Origin of the sequence: Aestuariivivens marinum (genome assembly GCF_022662175.1) — a bacterium.
GTDB lineage: Bacteria > Bacteroidota > Bacteroidia > Flavobacteriales > Flavobacteriaceae > Aestuariivivens > Aestuariivivens marinum.
In genome coordinates, this window is record NZ_JAKMCR010000003.1 from 1 (window position 1) to 19,277 (window position 19,277).

At 33.2% G+C, this 19,277-nt stretch carries 18 protein-coding genes; 14 read left to right on the forward strand and 4 right to left on the reverse strand.

Annotation, left to right across the window (positions count from 1 at the left end):
- Nucleotides 1-1,662 (forward strand): T9SS type A sorting domain-containing protein (locus MR053_RS09325; protein WP_242132178.1); only part of this gene is annotated, 1,662 nt, incomplete at its 5' end.
- Nucleotides 1,663-1,732: 70 nt separating this feature from the next.
- Here the strand turns inward: MR053_RS09325 and MR053_RS09330 are convergent.
- Nucleotides 1,733-2,557: a T9SS-dependent choice-of-anchor J family protein gene (locus tag MR053_RS09330; protein WP_242132179.1), complete on the reverse strand. Its 825-nt coding sequence runs from the start codon at nt 2,555-2,557 to the stop codon at nt 1,733-1,735.
- A 904-nt stretch (nt 2,558-3,461) separates the two neighbouring features.
- On the opposite strand from MR053_RS09330, the gene MR053_RS09335 reads away from it, so the two are divergent.
- The 3 genes from MR053_RS09335 (at nt 3,462) to MR053_RS09345 (ending at nt 7,522) form a co-directional block, all read left to right on the forward strand.
- The gene (locus MR053_RS09335) at nt 3,462-5,015 is read left to right on the forward strand and encodes a DEAD/DEAH box helicase (RefSeq protein ID WP_242132180.1); all 1,554 of its coding nucleotides are present in this window, start codon (nt 3,462-3,464) and stop codon (nt 5,013-5,015) included.
- 422 nt (nt 5,016-5,437) lie between these two features.
- The gene (locus MR053_RS09340; protein WP_242132181.1) at nt 5,438-6,355 is read left to right on the forward strand and encodes an EamA family transporter; all 918 of its coding nucleotides are present in this window, start codon (nt 5,438-5,440) and stop codon (nt 6,353-6,355) included.
- A gap of 117 nt (nt 6,356-6,472) precedes the next feature.
- On the forward strand, nt 6,473-7,522 hold the full coding sequence (locus MR053_RS09345; RefSeq protein WP_242132182.1) for a glycosyltransferase family 9 protein: 1,050 nt from the start codon (nt 6,473-6,475) through the stop codon (nt 7,520-7,522).
- On the opposite strand, the gene MR053_RS09350 is transcribed toward MR053_RS09345, so the two are convergent.
- Nucleotides 7,519-7,791 carry a hypothetical protein gene (locus tag MR053_RS09350; RefSeq protein WP_242132183.1) on the reverse strand — a complete coding sequence of 91 codons (273 nt, stop codon included), beginning with the start codon at nt 7,789-7,791 and terminating at the stop codon, nt 7,519-7,521. The two genes, MR053_RS09345 and MR053_RS09350, sit on opposite strands and share 4 nt — an antisense overlap.
- Nucleotides 7,792-8,033: 242 nt before the next feature.
- Here MR053_RS09350 and MR053_RS09355 point away from each other — a divergent pair, with 242 nt between their 5' ends.
- The 7 genes from MR053_RS09355 (at nt 8,034) to MR053_RS09385 (ending at nt 15,058) form a co-directional block, all read left to right on the forward strand.
- Nucleotides 8,034-8,579: a DUF4251 domain-containing protein gene (locus MR053_RS09355; RefSeq protein ID WP_242132184.1), complete on the forward strand. Its 546-nt coding sequence runs from the start codon at nt 8,034-8,036 to the stop codon at nt 8,577-8,579.
- Between the two features lie 191 nt (nt 8,580-8,770).
- On the forward strand, nt 8,771-9,400 hold the full coding sequence (locus MR053_RS09360) for a peptidase associated/transthyretin-like domain-containing protein (RefSeq protein WP_242132185.1): 630 nt from the start codon (nt 8,771-8,773) through the stop codon (nt 9,398-9,400).
- Between the two features lie 63 nt (nt 9,401-9,463).
- Nucleotides 9,464-9,994, forward strand: coding sequence for a Crp/Fnr family transcriptional regulator (locus MR053_RS09365; protein WP_242132186.1), 531 nt, complete (start codon nt 9,464-9,466; stop codon nt 9,992-9,994).
- A 65-nt stretch (nt 9,995-10,059) separates the two neighbouring features.
- Entirely contained in the window at nt 10,060-10,719 is a 660-nt protein-coding gene (locus tag MR053_RS09370; RefSeq protein ID WP_242132187.1) for a head GIN domain-containing protein, read from the forward strand.
- Between the two features lie 86 nt (nt 10,720-10,805).
- Nucleotides 10,806-11,621 carry a 4,5-DOPA-extradiol-dioxygenase gene (gene ygiD / locus MR053_RS09375; protein ID WP_242132188.1) on the forward strand — a complete coding sequence of 272 codons (816 nt, stop codon included), beginning with the start codon at nt 10,806-10,808 and terminating at the stop codon, nt 11,619-11,621.
- Between the two features lie 168 nt (nt 11,622-11,789).
- Nucleotides 11,790-12,878, forward strand: a complete 1,089-nt coding sequence (locus MR053_RS09380) for an AMP-binding protein (RefSeq protein ID WP_242132189.1) — start codon at nt 11,790-11,792, stop codon at nt 12,876-12,878.
- A gap of 95 nt (nt 12,879-12,973) precedes the next feature.
- Nucleotides 12,974-15,058, forward strand: a complete 2,085-nt coding sequence (locus MR053_RS09385; RefSeq protein WP_242132190.1) for a vWA domain-containing protein — start codon at nt 12,974-12,976, stop codon at nt 15,056-15,058.
- 104 nt (nt 15,059-15,162) lie between these two features.
- Here MR053_RS09385 and MR053_RS09390 read toward each other — a convergent pair whose 3' ends face one another.
- Nucleotides 15,163-15,585, reverse strand: a complete 423-nt coding sequence (locus MR053_RS09390) for a DoxX family protein (RefSeq protein WP_242132191.1) — start codon at nt 15,583-15,585, stop codon at nt 15,163-15,165.
- A gap of 57 nt (nt 15,586-15,642) precedes the next feature.
- Nucleotides 15,643-17,271 (reverse strand): acyl-CoA carboxylase subunit beta, encoded by a 1,629-nt coding sequence (locus tag MR053_RS09395; RefSeq protein ID WP_242132192.1) that lies wholly within the window; start codon nt 17,269-17,271, stop codon nt 15,643-15,645.
- Nucleotides 17,272-17,417: 146 nt separating this feature from the next.
- Here MR053_RS09395 and MR053_RS09400 point away from each other — a divergent pair, with 146 nt between their 5' ends.
- From MR053_RS09400 to MR053_RS09410, 3 genes are read left to right on the forward strand one after another with little or no spacing between them, the layout of a single operon-like run.
- Nucleotides 17,418-17,972 (forward strand): NADPH-dependent FMN reductase, encoded by a 555-nt coding sequence (locus MR053_RS09400; protein ID WP_242132193.1) that lies wholly within the window; start codon nt 17,418-17,420, stop codon nt 17,970-17,972.
- A 24-nt stretch (nt 17,973-17,996) separates the two neighbouring features.
- Complete coding sequence (locus MR053_RS09405) at nt 17,997-18,434, forward strand: MarR family winged helix-turn-helix transcriptional regulator (protein ID WP_242132194.1); 438 nt, start codon at nt 17,997-17,999, stop codon at nt 18,432-18,434.
- A 23-nt stretch (nt 18,435-18,457) separates the two neighbouring features.
- Complete coding sequence (locus MR053_RS09410) at nt 18,458-19,180, forward strand: pirin family protein (protein WP_242132195.1); 723 nt, start codon at nt 18,458-18,460, stop codon at nt 19,178-19,180.
- Nucleotides 19,181-19,277 lie beyond the last annotated feature (97 nt).

Sequence of the window (19,277 nt, forward strand, 5' to 3'; positions counted from 1 at the left end):
GGTTCAGTAGTAGGCGTAATCACAGGATCACATAACGAGTGTGGCGGTAGCTATACCGAGACTTGGACTTATGTAGATGATTGTGAGCGTGAGATCAGCCATAGCAGAACAATAACCGTAGACCCAGCGCCACAAGCAGCGTTTGTGGAGATGCCAGGAGACACGAGCATGGCTTGCGACGATGCACCACCAAGTGGCACAAGCTTAGGCTACAGCAATGGAGCTACAACAGGAGCTTGCGAAATCAGTGGTTCAGTAGTAGGCGTAATCACAGGATCACATAACGAGTGTGGCGGTAGCTATACCGAGACTTGGACTTATGTAGATGATTGTGAGCGTGAGATCAGCCATAGCAGAACAATAACCGTAGACCCAGTGCCAGCGGCCAGTTTTGATAGTATAGATGATATTAATATCTACTGTGAGGATTTAGGTTCTTTCACACCTGGAAGTTTATCTTATAGCAATGGAGCTGGAACGAACGCTTGTGACATCAGCGGTTCGGTAATGGGCATAGCAGATCCATTTGACGGAAACTGTGGACAGTTTGATGTTCATTTCAGTTATACTGATGAATGTGGTAGAACGATAACAGCAACTCAAGTAGTTACAGTTATAGATGAAACTGCACCAGTAATTACTTGTCCAGAACCGATGACTATTTGTAATGATGGCTTCCCAGCCGAGTTAACCGCAAGTTGGACAGATAATTGTTTAGACGGAGGAACATTAACAGCTGGACCAACAAACATTAGGTATCGTGAAGATATGTGTGCTGAGTTAGCAGATTATGTGTTTACAGTATCAGATGGTTGCGGTAATGAAACTACTGAAACCTGTACTGTAACTAGAGAGTTTGATAAGTACGACAATTGTGAAACAGCCTTTGCTATGGATATGGAAACAGCGAGCTGTTTTATTCCTGACTTTAAACGTTGGGGATGGACTAATGCTTATGACGAAGGTGATTCTTCTGAATTGCCATTATATGCAGGAGCAGCACATTGTGACTATGAGAACAAAGGAACACTCGTTGGTAGTGTTACTGTAGATTATTCTATAGAAGGAGAAATCACGGTTACCTATAACATCAATGAAGGCTATGGTATGAAGGAGGCTCATGTGTATGTAGGTTGTGATATGTATCCAGAAAAGAATGGAACACCAACGGTGGCACCAGGTCAATATACCTTTAACTCAGGGTCATTAGATAACTCTAATGGTATATCTGTTACCTTCAATGATGTCTATGGTTCAGTTTATGTAATTGCTCACGCTGTGACTTGTGAAGAGCTATGTAAGTGTAGCGACAGACCATGGACTGATGATGGAAATACTTATAATGTTGACTTAGGAATCAATTGTGGAGGCGAAGCAAAAATGGCTTCTACTAAAGATGTTGACTTTACAGCCTATCCAGTACCATTCGATCAGGAAGTGAATATTAAGTATTCATTTGATTACGATACCGATGTTAATATTGAAGTATTCGATATGAAAGGTGCGTTAATCAGAAAAGCTGAGAATACGCAATATATTAAAGGCACTGTGGAAACGGCTAAGTTGGATCTTTCAAGGACAGATAACCAAATGTTCTTTGTAAGACTATCAACTAATAAAGGTACTGCTGTTAAGAAAATAGTATCTTATAGTCCACAATAACAATAGAATAATAAACATTCATTTTAAATTAAAAAGAGAGCCGCTTATAGCGGCTCTTTTTGATATTCGATTAGTGCTTAATGAATTTTATTGAACGACTTCCATCTTCAAAACCAACGCGTGCAATGTATACACCATCTTTAAATGTTGAAAGATTCAATGTTTCTTCATAACCTATTAACTTTTTAGAGAATACTTTTTTACCTAAAATATTGAATATTTCAACATTGTTTATAGCTTTAGTTGACGATTTAAGAGTTAACACGTCATTATCCCTATTATAATAATGTTTAAATGAATTGTTATCAAGATCTTCCATTCCTAGTGACCCAGCAGTTGTAATTGATAATTCATCAATATTAATGGCGGATTGATCAGTAGTATTATGATGTCTAAATGCGACATAGACCATGTTACCTGCTAAGCTAGAAATATCAATATCTCGATTTACAAAAACTCCAGCTCCACCAACTTCGTCAGTATACTCACTTCGTTGAACTGGACTGGACATAAAATCATTAATTTGGTTACCAGTGGCCGCAAAAACAGTATAATATTCATGTGCTGCATAGGACAATTCACCTCTCACTTTCCAAGTAAGTGTAATATTATCACCAGGAGCAAACGATGTTAGATCTATGGCATGAGACTTCACCCAGTTATCTGGTGTTAAATTAGAAAAGGAATAAGAAGCAATTACTTTATGTCCACCATAATATGAAGAAAACTCCCACCAAGACCAACTATTACTATCCCCATCTTGGTCTTCTATATCCCAGCATACATTAATTACATCTGTATCAAAGGTTTCTAATACAGGAAGAGTGTCGTCACATTGAGCATTTAAATAAAAATTTACACCTGTAATGCAAATTAATAGTAATAATCTTTTCATAATCAAGTAGGTTATATTCTAGGTAAAGTTATAAAATATTAACATTTAAACGAATAAAAGTGATTTTAATCGATAAAATGTTTTAATTTGTAGGATTAAGAATATAAATATATGCATTTTATCGAGAAATAAACCTACATATACGTAAAAGTTAACAAGTTAGATGTTAGCTAATTAAGCTTTTTTGAACAAAATTGCAGTCATTTTAGAATAGAGACATTGGAAATAATTCCTATATAGCTAGTGTATGGCTTAAGTATGGATAGTGTATGGATAGTGCATGACATTAGTGCAAGTTATTTTTATAAGACTGAGATAAACCCCGTTCTATTACAAGTAATATCCTCGTAAGCCTAGATTTTTTAGCTTGGTTTACCCTGAGCGCAGTCGAAGGGTTTTTATCAATGGAAAAGTAGGGAACAAATAACTAAGTACTCAATAGTTCCTTAAATCTTATCACTATCAAATAGGAGTCTAATTAATTGGAAAATTGAGCTTAATATAGAATCTAAATACTTCCCGTTTTACATTTTGACAATATATCAGTAATGTAATTGCATGATCTTAATCTTCATAATAAAATTGAATATTGCTTATTAGTAATAAGTTGCGTTCTGTCATTCAGAACGAAGCAAAGCGTAGTGAAGAATCTTTTGATTTTCAAAGAGATTCCTCCTTTTGTCGGAATGACAAAATCTAATTTTACTGCATTATAGCATATTCAGTATATTCCATATTAGAATGATTTGACTTAAAATATTACTGATTCACAACAAAAAGTGGTATAAAAAGGAGTATTATTTGGCTAAAGATGAAATTTAATTAGGCTCTTAAATAATTTTACTTCCATTCATTCTTTAAAAACCTTTTAAAGGTGTTATTTTTGCACATTACAATTTTATTTATGGGTGTTTCAACATTTGAACTAGAAGAACGCAAAACAGGTAAGGATTTATACAGTTACCAGAAGGGAGCAATAAATAAAATTTTTAAGGCTTTTGAAGAGTCTCCAGAAGACTATCACTTGTTATACCAATTACCCACTGGAGGCGGAAAGACGGTAATTTTTTCTGAGATTGTTAGGCAATACCTAAAGCACCATAATAAAAAGGTTTTGGTGATGACCCACCGTATTGAGCTTTGCAAGCAAACCTCTAAAATGCTCACGGAGTTTGGAGTGGTTAATAAAGTGGTAGACAGTAAGGCCGATCTTAGTGATCAAGGTGAGTATAGTTGTTTTGTTGCCATGGTAGAAACCCTTAACAACCGTTTGAATGACGATAAACTGGATATCTCCGATATTGGATTAGTGATTATTGATGAGGCGCATTATAACTCGTTTACCAAATTATTTAAGTTTTTTAGCCAGTCTTTTATTCTAGGTGTTACAGCAACACCCTTAAGCTCTAGTATTGAACTCCCTATGACCGATAATTATGACGAGCTTATAGTTGGGGAAAGTATAGAATCTTTAATACAAAATGGCTTTTTATCCCGTGCAGAAATGTATTCCTATAATGTGGGGTTAACCTCTTTGGTTGTTGGAGCCAATGGGGATTATACCGTTAAATCATCGGAAGATTTATATACAGCCGATGATATGTTGTCTAAACTTATACAGGCTTACGAAGAGCGTTCAAAAGGCAAGAAGACCTTAATTTTCAACAATGGTATCAACACCTCATTGTACGTTTACGAAACCTTTAGAAGGGCAGGATACAAAATTGCACACCTCGATAACACCAATACCAAAAAGGAACGGGCCACGATCTTAAAATGGTTTAAAAACACCCCGGACGCCATTTTAACGTCAGTAAGTATTTTAACAACAGGGTTTGATGAACCAACTGTTGAAAGTATTATTTTAAACAGGGCAACAAAGTCTTTAACGCTTTACTACCAGATGATTGGTAGAGGGTCGAGGGTATTAAAGAACAAAAACACGTTTACGGTGGTAGATTTAGGAAATAATTTCCATCGTTTCGGCCCTTGGGGAGATAATCTGGATTGGCAACGCATCTTTAAGTCACCAAATTACTATTTAGATTCCCTTTTAAGTGACGAAGAGCTTGAAAGTAACTTCAGATATGAAATGCCAGATGAGTTGCGCGCTGAGTTTTCAAATTCTGAAGAGGTGTATTTCGATGTCCAAAAAACCTATGTAGATTGTATTAGAAAGGGTAAATCATCAAAAGCAGTATTAGAGCTATCCATAGAACAGCATGCTAAAATTTGTGTAGAAAACAGTGAAGATGTATACGACGCGATTGCTTTGGCTAAAAAATTAGGGGATGATATTGACTTTAGAATAGGTAGGTATACAAAATGTATTAGTAAGAGTACCTTTAATTTTGTGGAATGGCTTAAAGGGGATTACCGAAAAAAATTGAATGCCTATTTGCGGTTAAATTTCGATGATGTTTTTGAAATGGTTCATGGTTATGCACCAAAAGACTAATTAAATCAAAAATGAAAGTTTAGACGAAATACTTTCTTAATATACTTCAACCAAAAAGGGTTTCTATAAATAATAGATTTTACAATTACCACTTATATTTTTGGGTATAAATAATATCTAAAGAATAGAATTCAACCTTAAAAAATAAGCGTACTTTTACCAAGTAAAATTTTATGTGTTAATTATATTGTTTTTCAATGGTTACACGTAAACTTTGATGATTAAAATTTGAATATCCGTTATTAGTAATAATTTACATTCTGTCATTCAGAACGAGCAAAGCGTAGTGAAGAATCTTTAGATTATCACATAGATTCTTCCTTTTGTTGGAATGACAAAACCCAATATTATTGCATTATGACACATTACAGATATTCAAAGCATTTTGGTTTCATTATAATTTTTTTATTTGATTTTTTTATATGGAAGTATCTCGTAAAACAGTTAGCATAGTATTAGCATTTTTTGCTATTTATGTTATTTGGGGTTCAACGTATCTTTTGAATAAAATAGCAGTTGCTGAATTGCCTCCATTTAAATTGGCTGCTATAAGGTTTCTTGTAGCTGGTATTTTTATTTTTATAATAGCTAAAATGCTCAAGGTTAATATATCCATCACCAGAGCTCAGCTTAAAAATACCATTATAGCAGGGTTTTTATTTTTAACTTTTGGTAATGGGGTGGTAGTATGGGCACTTAAATTTGTTGACAGTGGTTTTACGGCTTTGGAAATATCGGCACAACCTTTAGTGGTTCTTATTTTAATGTGGTTGCTACAGGGTAAAAAAATATCGGCTATGTCTTTTATAGGTGTGGTTTTAGGTTGTGTTGGAATATACCTTCTGGTTAGCCAGAAAGAACTAATAAGTCAAGAAAACCAAATTATAGGGATGCTCATGATTTTTGTTTGTATGATTAGTTGGGCATATGGAAGTTTATTTGTGGGTAAAGCCGATTTGCCCTCAAATTACTTTGTTAATACTGGTTATCAAATGCTAACAGGAGGTATTATGTTGGTAATAGCCAGTTTGTGTTTTGGAGAAACTTGGACGTGGCCATCAGTATGGAGTACAAATGTACAATGGTCCATGCTTGGGCTTATAGTATTTGGTAGTATCATTGCTTTTACAGCCTTCAATTATTTGCTTAAAGTGGTTTCACCAGAAAAAGTATCAACCAATACCTATGTCAATCCAATAATTGCGATGATTCTGGGCTGGTGGATTTTAGATGAACAAATTACTCTTCAGTCCATTATTGCGGCAGTTATTTTACTTACAGGAGTATATTTCATCAATTCTAAACGTGTACTTACTAAACCAAGGGGTATAGGTAGGTAAAGAAAACATGTACTTTATAGAGCGTATTTATCAATATGTTGGGACTGTAAATGTTTGCTGCCTAGTGACATCTTTGTACTTTTGCAAGCTAAAACAACCCTCTTTTTAATAACTAAAATGACCTTTAAAAGACAAATTAACAGCATAAGAAGGCGCATGATGCAGAGCATAACTAAAAATGTTGGAAGCTCATATAAAGCGCCTCAACCAGGATCTTTAAAAATTGAAGATATAAAAAAAGTGCTTATTGTAAGGCCTAATCACCGTTTGGGAAATCAATTATTGTTAACGCCGCTAGTACAAGAGGTTGTGAATACATTTCCTAATTGTAAAATAGATTTATTTGTAAAAGGTGGAGTAGCCTATCCAGTATTTCAAAATTATAATCAAATTGAACATATTATTCAGTTACCAAAGAAGCCTTTTAGCAATCTTTTAAAATATATTGCTAAATGGTTTGGTTTAAGGCGTAGACGTTACGATTTAGTAATTAATGCAGATAAAAACTCGTCTTCTGGCCGGTTGCTTACTCAATTTAGTAATGCTAGGTTTAAGGTTTTTGGTGAGGTCCATGAAGATATTCAAAAAGAATATCCTGATTATCAGCATATATCTAAATATCCAGTCTATAATTTGAGGCGTTATTTAAATTTGTCTGGTTTTGAAAAAACCACTAGTAATGTGCCTTTTTTAGATATTAAATTAAATGATGAAGAAATTGCTAATGGCAAAAAGATACTTAATGAACTAATTAAGAACGATAAAAAAACCATTTGTATTTATACCAATGCCACAGGGGCAAAATGTTATTCTGAAATGTGGTGGGAAGCATTTTACAATAGGCTGTTAAAGGAATATCCAAATTATAATATTGTTGAAATGTTGCCAATAGAAAATATTTCAAAGATTAATTTTAGGGCACCACATTTTTATAGTAAGGATATTAGGGAAATGGGAGCTATTATAAAAAACACCTCTATTTTTATCGCTGCCGATAATGGGGTTATGCATTTGGCAAGTGCTTCGTTAACTCCAACCATTGGATTCTTTTCAGTAACCAATCCACTAGTATATGCACCTTACGGAAATAGGAGTAAGGCCTTTAATACCAATGAAACTAATATAGACGATTGGATTAATGCAGTAAGCGATATGCTAATTAATTAAGCACTTTTGTTACGGTTAAAGGTTACACTGTCTTTAATATGTAATAAGTGATTAACAATAGCAGCCAATTCAAATTGAAGATATTGCTTGTTTTTCTTACTAAAGTTAGCAATCTCATGGGCATATAAAATTTCATGACCTTTTTTAACAGAGATAAAATAGCAATCGTCATCTGCATTTAGCTTTACAGAACTTTTGTAGTTGCTTTCAAGTAATAACCAATAAGACAAACTGTTGATTTGATTGAATAAAGAAAAATTGGTATCCATAATGATAGGTTTTTATGATTTGGTATTTTAAAGCTATTTCAAGATGTTTTTGAAAACAAAATTTATTGATAGACGACTTTAAATTTCGTTAAATAGTTGACTTTATGTTTTTTATCCCGTTGTTTACGTATTTTATCGATATCTGTAATATAATTTTTTAAAAGTCAATCGCTCTGTTGTTTATGGGGCACTAAAATCTTCTATATTTTGTAAATTAGATTTCTTTTAAAGATTTTAAATAAATGAAACTTCCGTTAACATATATATTCATTGTTGTTATTATAATGTTTTCATGTTCGGCATCAAAACACGTAACAGATGAACAAAAAAGAGCTATGGAGATGCTATTGGAAAGCAGACAATTTAAAATTGAATCAAATTGGGCCTATCCTCAAGTTACCAATGCAGTACAACAAGTTATGAATTCTGGTCTATTACAACCAGGGAGCAACTCAAGCGGCATTAACTTAATTGGTAATATTAATTTTTTAAAACTTTCAAATGATAGTATTAGCTCTTATTTGCCTTTTTTTGGTGAACGTACAATGCTGGCTGGGTATGGCTCAAATGATGATGGGGTAATTAAACTTGAGGGGGTTATTAAAAATTATAAGTCTACACATAACAAGGATGGCAGTTACAGCATCAACTTTGATGCAAAAGATGGGATAGAAGGATACAATGTGTTTTTAAGGGTATTCCCTAACCAAAAAACAGATTTATTACTTAACGGATCATTTAGATTACCAATTAGGTATTCTGGAATTATTAAGACAGTTACAGAATAGTCATTTATATTGTATTTGAATACAAATAAATTAGGTTAAAAAACCATTTTATCCGACGAACGAAAACCACTATTTTGACCATAATTAGGGATTTGTTCATTTCATCGTGTATTTTTAAAGTTCATGTGATTTTTTAGGTGTTAACGCATTGAAATATATAGTTTTAATGAACAATTGTAAATGTGTTTACCATGAAAAAACAGATAGCCCTAATATGTTTTATAGTTGTATTAAGTTTTACAAATAAGCTTTTTGCCCAGGAAACTTCAGGGGATAAAAAAGAGAGTCCGCTTTATGATTATTACGAAAAGCAATTGAACAATACAGATACTATTCCAAGTTTTAAAGATCAAGAAAACAAACTAAAAATCACGGGGACTATTTACTACAACGATGGTATTACTCCTGCCAAGGATGTTATTTTATACATTTATCAGCCTAGTGAAGAAGGACACTTTAAAACCAATAAGGAGAATGGAAAAAAGTATGTTGAGCATAGGGGTTGGGTAAAAACGGATGAAGACGGTCGTTATACATTTTATACCTTTATACCAGGAGCACCTTATGTACCACTTACATATCCCCGTACTTTGGGTATGAAGCAAATACTTCCTGTAATAAAAGAGCCTGGTAAGCCAGAATATGATTTCGATGCATTTATTTTTGATGATGATCCAGCAATTTCTAGTCGTTGTAGAAAAAAATTGGATCGTATTGGATATAAAGGAATACTTAAACTAGAAAAACAGGGGAATATGTACGTAGCTACAAAGGATATTGTTTTAAAAACTGGTTCTGCAATGATTATAGCTTCTTTATAAATTACTTTTTTAATATAAAGGCTTAATTCAAAAAATTAAAGTGCATTTTCCTTAAATTTGGATATGCTGGAAGAACTCGATCTACTCTTAAGCCAAGGCAACACAATACGTTATAAAAAGCGAGATTTTATAATTAGGCAAGGTGAAACATCTAATAAAGTTTTTTTTGTTAAAAAAGGAGTAACTAGGCATTATGTGATTACTCCAGAGGGTAAGGAAAAGACCATAAGAATCTCTAAAGAAAACGATTTTTTTTATAGTTCCATAGTAAGCTATTTTAAAAATATGCCTAGCTATATTTATTGTCAATGTTTAACCAATTGTGATTTAATTTATTGGGAATCTTTAAAGCTTGAAGCTCTTTTTAAAACAAATTCTAAACTAGCCGATTTTAGAAACACACAATTTGTTAAATTTATACTAGAAAAGCACAATAAAGAAATAGCATTACTCACCAAAAGTGCAGCTGAACGTTTTGAAGAGTTTTGTAAAAACAATTTAGAGCTTTTCAATAGAATACCTCACCATATTATTGCATCTTACATAGACATTACTCCAGAAACGCTTTCTCGATTGCGATCAAATAAATCTTGATTTATATCAATGTAATTCTATTTTAGTTCAAATAGTTTTGAACTCAAATTTAAAATAGAATTAGAATGAAAATAGAAAAAGTTATTTATGTATTAATGACTATCAATTATGTATTGTTTTCTTGTGAAGCAGATGATGTTGTTTCAGGGTCCGGAAATTTAATTACAGAAACAAGAACAGTTTCGGCATTTAATAAGGTAAGTTCTAGAGGGGTTTTTGATATAAATATTACACAAGGCAATTTTCAGTCTGTTGAAATTATTGCAGATGATAATATTATTGATTATGTGACCACCAAAGTGGTTAATAATGAGTTGCAATTATACTTAGACGATAGCCATAATTATAGTTACCTTAATTTAAAGGCCAATATTGTAGTAGAGCATTTAAATGCTATTAAAAATGAAGGTATAGGGAAAATTAATATTATAAATGTTAATGAGAGTGGAAGTTTTAGGGTCTATAATTCTGGTACGGGGGATATCACTATGAGTGGGACTGCTGATAATTTAATTTTAGAGAATGAAGGCACAGGAATATTTAAAGGCTTTCAATTTATGGTTACAAATTGCAATGTTGATATTATTGGTAGTGGAGATTGCGAAATAAATGCATTAAATAGTTTAGATGTTGTTATTGAAGGAAGTGGTGATGTTTATTATAAAGGAATTCCATCAATCCAAAGTAATATATCGGGATCTGGTATGGTAATAAATGCTAATTAAGGGTGTTATAATAAATTTTATTGAAATGTTTATAGGTCGCTAGTTTATTTATAGCTATTATATAATTCTTATATTGTGTTATAATTATGGACTTAAATGATTTATACAAATATTCGAAGGACTGGAAGACCACTTTAAAAATGCCAGTATTATTTTTAGGACATGGTAGTCCAATGAATGCTATTTCCGATAATCGATTTGTTCAGGGATTTAAAGGTATTGCCAAGAATATTCCTGAACCCAAAGCCATATTATGTATCTCTGCACATTGGGAAACCAAAGGCACCAAAGTAACAGCAATGGATATGCCAAGAACCATACATGACTTTAGTGGATTTCCTCAAGAGTTATATAATGTGCAATATCCAGTGCAAGGAAGTCCGGAATTGGCTAAGGAAACAGTACAGTTATTGGCTCCTGTTTCAGTTGATATGGATTACGATTGGGGTTTGGACCATGGGGCTTGGAGTGTTATTAAACACTTATACCCAAAGGCAAACATACCCGTTATCCAATTGAGTTTGGATTATAACCGAACACCAAAATCCCATTATGAACTGGCAAAGCAACTAGAAACTTTGAGGTATAAGGGTGTTTTAATTGTGGGAAGTGGCAATACAGTTCATAATCTAGGTCTATTAAGTTTTGAAAAGGATACCGTTTACGATTGGGCTATTGAAGCTAGGCATACTATAAACGAATATATAAATAACAGAGATTTCAATCTTTTGTTTAATTATCATAGTAATAAAGCTTTGCGATTAGCAATACCAACACCAGAACATTTTTTACCTTTATTATATAGTTTAGCTATATATGATTCAAAAAGTGACCATATAAGTTTATTTAATGATGAAGTAGTTATGGGAAGTGTAAGTATGAGCTCTGTATTTATTGAATAGGACAGAGATAGAGTTTCTTCAATTATGATTTTTCATTAAGAAATATTTTGCAATAAGGTTTGACATGCTCTCCTTTTGAGTAATAAATTTTATTCTCGTTATATAATTCATTAATTTTGAGGTTAAAGTAGTACAAAATATTGCATCCTAGTTCATTGTTGAGTAATTATGACTCCTAATTTTAAAAATGTACACCTAAAATTTGAACTTAACGGTATATATTATTCTTATAAAGATCTTAATGAAGTGGCGTACAGTTTTGTTAAGGAAGGGGAGCCTTACCAACAATACTTAGGCGTTTTTTTATTAGACTGGCTTGATCATAAGGATTATGTTTTGGTCCTCACTTCTGGGTCTACAGGGTTCCCTAAGTCTATAAAGATTAAAAAACAGGCCATGGTACATTCTGCATTAGCTACGGGAGATTTTTTTAATTTAAAACCAGGAAATACGGCTTTACATTGCTTGCCTTCTAATTTTATTGCAGGACGAATGATGCTAATTCGGGCTATTATTTTAGGGCTTAAATTAGATGTAGTGAAACCCAGTTCTTCACCTTTGCTGGGAATAAACAAAACCTACCAATTTTCAGCAATGACACCATTTCAAGTTGAGAAATCATTAGTAGATGTTAATAAAATAGATACTTTGATTATTGGAGGGGGAAAGGTTAGTCATGCATTAAGGAGAAAGCTCGAAAACAAACAGGTTTATGCTTATGAGACTTATGGCATGACGGAAACGGTTACCCATATAGCTGTGAAGAAACTAAACCATTTTGCCCAATCAAAGCAGGTTTCCAACACATATTTTGAAACCTTGCCAAATGTTACTGTTTCTCAGGATGAAAGGGAATGTTTGGTTATTGATGCGCTTAAAATTACTGATAAGCCGATTGTTACCAATGATATTGTAAAGTTACACTCCAAAACTTCGTTTGAATTGTTGGGTCGGTATGATAATGTTATTAATTCAGGGGGTATTAAATTTATACCAGAACAAATAGAACAAAAGCTTTCCAATATAATTAATCAGCGTTTTTTTATTGCTTCCATGCCAAATGAACAATTAGGAGATCAAGTTGTACTTTTAGTAGAGGATAAAGCATTGGATGTAGCTAAACTATTTAGTGCAATTCAAAACCTAAAGTCACTTCATAAATATGAAATGCCTAAACAAATTTTTAGACTTCCAAAATTTGTTGAAACTACAACAGGTAAAATACAGCGTATTAAAACCTTGAATTTATTAAAATAATAGGTTGACTCATTCATAGGGACGCTTCACTCATTGTTATTTTTTTTTCATAATTGTAGGGATTAGTTTTAAACTAAACTTTAAAATCTGTAGTTATGAAGACACTATTTAATATGTTTCTGATATTGGTAATTTCAATTCAAGTTCAAGCCCAAGAGCGAAAAATAGTAGGCACGGTCACTGACGAATCTGGACTTCCTTTGCCAGGAGCCTCAATTATGATTAAGGGAACGAATAAAGGGACTCAAACAGACTTTGATGGTCTTTATGAAATAAAAGCAAAAGACACAGATGTTTTAGTGTTTTCTTTTGTTGGATATGTTACCGAGGAGCGTAAAGTGGGAAAGCTTTATACTATTTTGGTAACTTTGAAAGCGGATGTTTCAAAATTAGAGGAAGTAGTTGTTGTGGGATATGGTATAAAAAATAGAAGGAGTTTAACAAATTCTGTAACGACTGTAACAGCTTCCCAACTCAAACGACAAAAGCGAAAGGCTTATCACAATCAATTAGCTTATCAAATTCAATCTGTTCCAGTGCAAGGCGGGCTAACTGGTGTTCAAATGGTAAATTCAAATACAAACCTTAATAAAACACCTTTATATATAGTTGATGGAATACCTATAAAAAAAGAACATAATCATATTATTGAAAACTTACCTATTAATGATATAGATAGTGAAGTAAAATATGATAATGCAGAAGCTAAGAAAAAATTTGGAAAGATTGCCAAAGGGGGCTGTATTGTTATCACAACTCACCAAGGTAATTACAGGATTGAAAATTCAGAAAGTTATGCTGCAATTATCGAGAATGCATTTGAGAGAACATTACTTGCTCCATTATCTACATTTTCAATAGATGTTGATAAATCATCCTACAGCAATATACGTCGTATGATTAATAACGGAATGACTATAAACCCAGATGCCGTTAAGATAGAAGAAATGATTAATTATTTTAATTATAACTACCCACAACCAACAGGGGAACATCCATTTTCAATAACTACAGAAGTAGTTAAGACACCTTGGCATAACAAAACCAAACTGGTGAGAATAGGACTTCAAGGCAAAACATTTTTAAATGAAGAACTGCCAGCATCTAGTCTTACTTTTTTAATAGATGTTTCAGGTTCTATGGCAGACCAAAATAAATTGCCCTTGTTGAAACAAGCATTTAAACTTTTAGTCAATCAACTTAGGGAAAAGGACAAGGTATCTATAGTTGTATATGCTGGAGCTGCAGGTGTTGTATTAGAACCTACTTCGGGCAAGTATAAAGAAAAAATCGTTGAAGCATTAGATCATCTGCAATCTGGAGGATCTACAGCTGGTGGTGCTGCTATTGAGCTGGCTTATAAGTTGGCTGAAAAGAATTTTAATAAAAATGGTAATAACCGAGTTATTTTAGCAACAGATGGTGATTTTAATGTGGGAACTTCAAGTGACAATGCCATGAAACGATTAATTGAAGAGAAAAGAAAATCAGGAGTATTTTTATCGGTTTTAGGATTTGGTTACGGTAATTATAAAGATTCAAAATTAGAAATTTTAGCTGATAAAGGCAATGGTAATCATGCCTATATTGATAATATGCAAGAAGCCCAAAAGGTGTTTGGGAAAGAATTTGGGGGTACGTTATTTACCATTGCTAAAGATGTTAAAATTCAAATTGAATTTAATCCCAATAAAGTTCAGGCATACCGATTAATTGGTTATGAAAACCGGTTGTTGAATGATGAGGATTTTATTGATGACACAAAAGATGCTGGAGAGTTGGGTAGTGGCCATACAGTAACAGCTCTTTATGAAGTAATTCCAGTTGGTGTTAAAAGTGATTATTTAAAAGATGTATCCGATTTAAAATATACCAAATCACAAATCGATTCTAATTTTTCAAATGAACTGTTTACCGTTAAATTTAGATATAAAAAACCAAGTGAAGATAAAAGTATAGAAATGTTTCACATACAGAAGGATGAAATAACTCTTTCACATTCAGACTTGAATTTCGCATCTGCTGTAGCACTATTTGGTATGCAATTACGCCAGTCTAAATACTGTAATGATACTACAATAGATGATGTAATTGCTTTGGCTAATATGGGAAGAGGGGAAGATAAAGATGGATACCGTGCAGAATTTATACGATTAGTGCAATCGTATCAAAATCTTTAATAGATTATTCATTTGGAACAACTAGAACGAAGTGACTAATTTCAATCACGAAATAATTATTTATTCAATCTCCCGAGTTGCTCGGGAGATTTCAAATGACAAATCTACTGCTGCATTTTCAAATAATAATCGGCAGAATGTTTTCCAGAACCGTAGAAAACAAAAAATATTGCTACGAAAAGGGTTATAATAGCCAAGATTAAATTGTTAACTATCATTTCTCCAGCAAAATTAATAACAATGGCGCCAATTAAAATAGGAATTTGAGCTAGAATAGCCCATCTGGTCAATAAGCCAAAAGCAATTAAAATTCCACCTATAAAATGTGCAGGTGCTACGTAGTGTATGACTAACATACCACCAGCCAGACTTTCTAGGGGCTTGAAAAGGGTCATGAGTATTGTGTAGTCCGACATAAAATTTATGCCTTTAATAAATAAAAATACGCCTAGGGCAATGCGCAACAAATCTAAAGGTAAATACGTGTGTGCATTGGCCCACTTGTTTAAAGTTTTTATTGTTCCCATGATTGAAAGTGTTGGTTTTCAATCAAAAAGATACAAAAAAGAGACGAGATTTTAAAATTATACTTGCAATAATCCCATATTAAAAGGTTTCTCAATAGGTGAGTGGTTAGCGGCTTCAATACCCATGCTAACCCATTCTCGGGTGTTTAACGGGTCTATTACTGCATCGGTCCAAATACGGGCTGCAGCATAATAAGGGGAGACTTGATTATCGTAACGTGCTTTTATTTTGTTATACAAGTCTTTTTCCTTTTCAGAAGTAATATTTTGACCTTGTTTTTCTAAAGATGCTTTTTCAATTTGCAATAATACCTTTGCGGCACTATTACCCCCCATAACAGCTAATTCTGCACTTGGCCAAGATACTATTAAACGAGGATCGTATGCTTTGCCACACATGGCATAATTACCAGCACCGTAACTATTGCCAACAATAACAGTAAATTTTGGAACCACAGAATTACTTACCGCATTAACCATTTTGGCACCATCTTTTATAATGCCGTTATGTTCACTTTTGCTGCCCACCATAAACCCAGTAACATCTTGTAGAAATACTAGTGGTATCTTTTTTTGGTTACAATTGGCTATAAATCGGGTCGCCTTATCGGCGCTGTCGTTATAAATAACCCCGCCAAATTGCATTTCACCTTGTCTAGTTTTTACCAATTTTCTCTGGTTAGCCACAATACCTACCGCCCAGCCATCAATTCTAGCATAACAGGTAATTATGGTTTGGCCATAGCCAGCCTTGTATTCTTCATATTCAGAATTATCCACTAAGCGTTTTATAACCTCGTGCATATCGTATTGGTCAGCTCTAGATTTAGGGATAAGACCATAAATATCTTTGGGATTGTCTTTGGGTTTTTGTGGTTCAATTCTATTAAAACCCGCCTTGTTGTAATCTCCAATTTTATCAACGATATTTTTAATAGTATCTAAAGCGTGCTTATCGTTTTTAGCCTTATAATCGGTCACACCGGAAATTTCACAATGAGTAGTAGCACCTCCTAGGGTCTCGTTATCAATAGTTTCACCAATAGCTGCTTTTACCAAATAACTGCCTGCTAAAAAAATGCTTCCGGTTTTATCTACAATTAAAGCTTCGTCACTCATAATAGGTAAATAAGCTCCACCAGCAACACAGCTGCCCATAACGGCAGCAATTTGTGTAATACCCAAGCTACTCATAACGGCATTGTTTCTAAAAATACGACCAAAATGTTCTTTATCGGGAAAAATTTCATCTTGCATGGGCAAATACACCCCGGCTGAGTCCACAAGATAAATAATAGGTAATTTATTTTCTATGGCAATTTCCTGAGCTCTTAAGTTCTTTTTACCAGTAATAGGAAACCAAGCACCTGCTTTTACTGTAGCATCATTTGCAACTACCACACACAGTTTGCCTTTAACATAACCAATCTTTACAACAACACCGCCAGATGGACAACCCCCGTGATCTATATACATGTTCTCCCCAGCAAAGGCAGCTATTTCTAATGATGGTCTTTTGTCATCTAATAAATAATCAACACGCTCTCTAGCGGTCATTTTGCCTTGGGCATGTTGTTTTTCAATACGGGATTTCCCACCTCCTAATTTTACCTTAAGAAGTTTAGATTTTAGTTCTGATAGAAGCAGTTTGTTATAATCTTCGTTTTTATTGAAGTTAATGTCCATAGGTGTTTTGTTTGTTGCTAAAGTACGAAAGTTTCAAAATTTCACATTCACTATGTTAATTAAATCATAAATTATATATCATGGAAATATATTCCTTGGAATATAAATTTATTTCTACTATATTTGCATTATAAATTAAGTGAGATATGAATAAAATAATAGCTTTTGCAGGAAGTAATAGCAGGCAATCCATAAATAAGCAATTGGTAACTTATGCTGCTAGGTTGGTAGAAAATTCCAAGATGGATATTTTAGATTTGAACGATTACGAGCTTCCATTATTTAGTGTAGATAAGGAAAAAGAGTTTGGTCATCCAAATAATGCGTATAGATTTTTGGAGCAAATAAAATCTGCTGATGGTATTATCGTTTCACTTGCAGAACATAATGGTGCTTATACAGCTGCGTTTAAGAACTTATTGGATTGGATATCTAGAATTGAAGGTAAAACCTTTTTTGGTAAACCTATGCTATTAATGGGAGCATCAGATGGTAAGCGAGGGGCTAAATCAGTTTTGGATATTGCTCAAGATAGATTTCCTAGGCATGACGCAGATATAGTGGATGTGTTTTCTTTTCCCTTGTTTTACAAAAATTTTTCTGAAGGTAAGATTGTAAATAGTGAATTGGATATGGAGTTAAAATCAAAAGTAAAAAAATTCCAAGAAACATTTAAATTAGTTTCTAAAACTAATTGCTAATCATTTAAATTTAAAACAGGAAGTATGGGAGATATATCGAAAGATATTAATTCTACATTTGTGAACAATAGGGTAAAAGCATTAATTAATATAATTTATACCGCCAATTGGATAAACAGCCACCAAAATGAATTTTTCAAACCCTTTGGTATATCTCCTCAGCAATTCAATATTCTTAGGATTTTAAAAGGAGCAGGAAAACCTATCAAAGTTCAAACTATAAAAGAACGTATGGTGGAGCGAGCTCCTAATGCCACACGATTAATGGACAAGCTTTGTGCAAAACAATTGATAAATAGGTTGGCATGTGCAGACGACAGGCGGGTTGTACACATTGAAATTACGTCTCAAGGATTGAATTTATTAGACATTATAGCCAAGGATTTTAATGAAAATCTTTTAGAAAACCTTACCGAAGAAGAAGCCTCAACCCTAAGTGACTTGCTAGATAAAATTAGATAAATTAAAGAATAAAGGAAATTAACATGAAAACTATAGTTCATAAAGCCAATAGCAGAGGTTATGCAAATCATGGGTGGTTACAGGCAAACCATTCGTTTAGTTTTGCAAATTTTTATAATCCAGAGAAAATTCATTTTGGAGCTTTACGTGTTTTAAATGATGATGTTATTGCACCAAAAATGGGTTTTGGAACGCACCCACATGATAATATGGAAATTATTACTATTCCACTAAAAGGTGTTTTAAAGCACCGCGACAATATGCATAATGCATGGCAGCCAATATTACCAGGTGAAGTTCAGGTTATGAGTGCAGGTACTGGTATTCAACATTCTGAAATAAATGGTTCCGATACAGAGCATTTGAGCCTTTTTCAAATTTGGATTATTCCCAATAAATCAAATGTAAAACCTCGATATGACCAAAAAGCTTTTAGTGAAGATAACAGAAAAAATAAGTTGCAAACTTTGGTGACTTCAATGGAAGACAATCATATTGGCAGTTTAAAAATCCATCAGGATGCTGTGATTTCAAGAATTGATATGGATAAAGATAACTCTTTTGAATACCAATTAAAATATTCGAATTCGGGAGTTTATGTCATGAATGTTTACGGAAATATTACTATAGGCAACAATACTTTAGGGACAAGAGATGCCATCGGGATTTCTGAAACAGAGACCTTTCAAGTTGTTGCTAATGATAATTCAGGTTTACTGCTTATTGAAGTACCTATGAATTTCTAAGTCAAGTAAGTCTTAATAGAATAATTAAACATCCACTAAGTTGGATGTTTTTTATTTAAAAATGCGATATTTGTCATTACGGTAAAACAAAATAAAA

Bases quoted from the DNA above. Each gene is read 5' to 3' on its own strand.
- MR053_RS09330 (WP_242132179.1), bottom strand. From the start codon at position 2,557: ATGAAAAGATTATTACTATTAATTTGCATTACAGGTGTAAATTTTTAT.
- MR053_RS09335 (WP_242132180.1), top strand. From the start codon at position 3,462: ATGGGTGTTTCAACATTTGAACTAGAAGAACGCAAAACAGGTAAGGAT.
- MR053_RS09340 (WP_242132181.1), top strand. From the start codon at position 5,438: ATGGAAGTATCTCGTAAAACAGTTAGCATAGTATTAGCATTTTTTGCT.
- MR053_RS09345 (WP_242132182.1), top strand. From the start codon at position 6,473: ATGACCTTTAAAAGACAAATTAACAGCATAAGAAGGCGCATGATGCAG.
- MR053_RS09350 (WP_242132183.1), bottom strand. From the start codon at position 7,791: ATGGATACCAATTTTTCTTTATTCAATCAAATCAACAGTTTGTCTTAT.
- MR053_RS09355 (WP_242132184.1), top strand. From the start codon at position 8,034: ATGAAACTTCCGTTAACATATATATTCATTGTTGTTATTATAATGTTT.
- MR053_RS09360 (WP_242132185.1), top strand. From the start codon at position 8,771: ATGAAAAAACAGATAGCCCTAATATGTTTTATAGTTGTATTAAGTTTT.
- MR053_RS09365 (WP_242132186.1), top strand. From the start codon at position 9,464: ATGCTGGAAGAACTCGATCTACTCTTAAGCCAAGGCAACACAATACGT.
- MR053_RS09370 (WP_242132187.1), top strand. From the start codon at position 10,060: ATGAAAATAGAAAAAGTTATTTATGTATTAATGACTATCAATTATGTA.
- ygiD (WP_242132188.1), top strand. From the start codon at position 10,806: ATGGACTTAAATGATTTATACAAATATTCGAAGGACTGGAAGACCACT.
- MR053_RS09380 (WP_242132189.1), top strand. From the start codon at position 11,790: ATGACTCCTAATTTTAAAAATGTACACCTAAAATTTGAACTTAACGGT.
- MR053_RS09385 (WP_242132190.1), top strand. From the start codon at position 12,974: ATGAAGACACTATTTAATATGTTTCTGATATTGGTAATTTCAATTCAA.
- MR053_RS09390 (WP_242132191.1), bottom strand. From the start codon at position 15,585: ATGGGAACAATAAAAACTTTAAACAAGTGGGCCAATGCACACACGTAT.
- MR053_RS09395 (WP_242132192.1), bottom strand. From the start codon at position 17,271: ATGGACATTAACTTCAATAAAAACGAAGATTATAACAAACTGCTTCTA.
- MR053_RS09400 (WP_242132193.1), top strand. From the start codon at position 17,418: ATGAATAAAATAATAGCTTTTGCAGGAAGTAATAGCAGGCAATCCATA.
- MR053_RS09405 (WP_242132194.1), top strand. From the start codon at position 17,997: ATGGGAGATATATCGAAAGATATTAATTCTACATTTGTGAACAATAGG.
- MR053_RS09410 (WP_242132195.1), top strand. From the start codon at position 18,458: ATGAAAACTATAGTTCATAAAGCCAATAGCAGAGGTTATGCAAATCAT.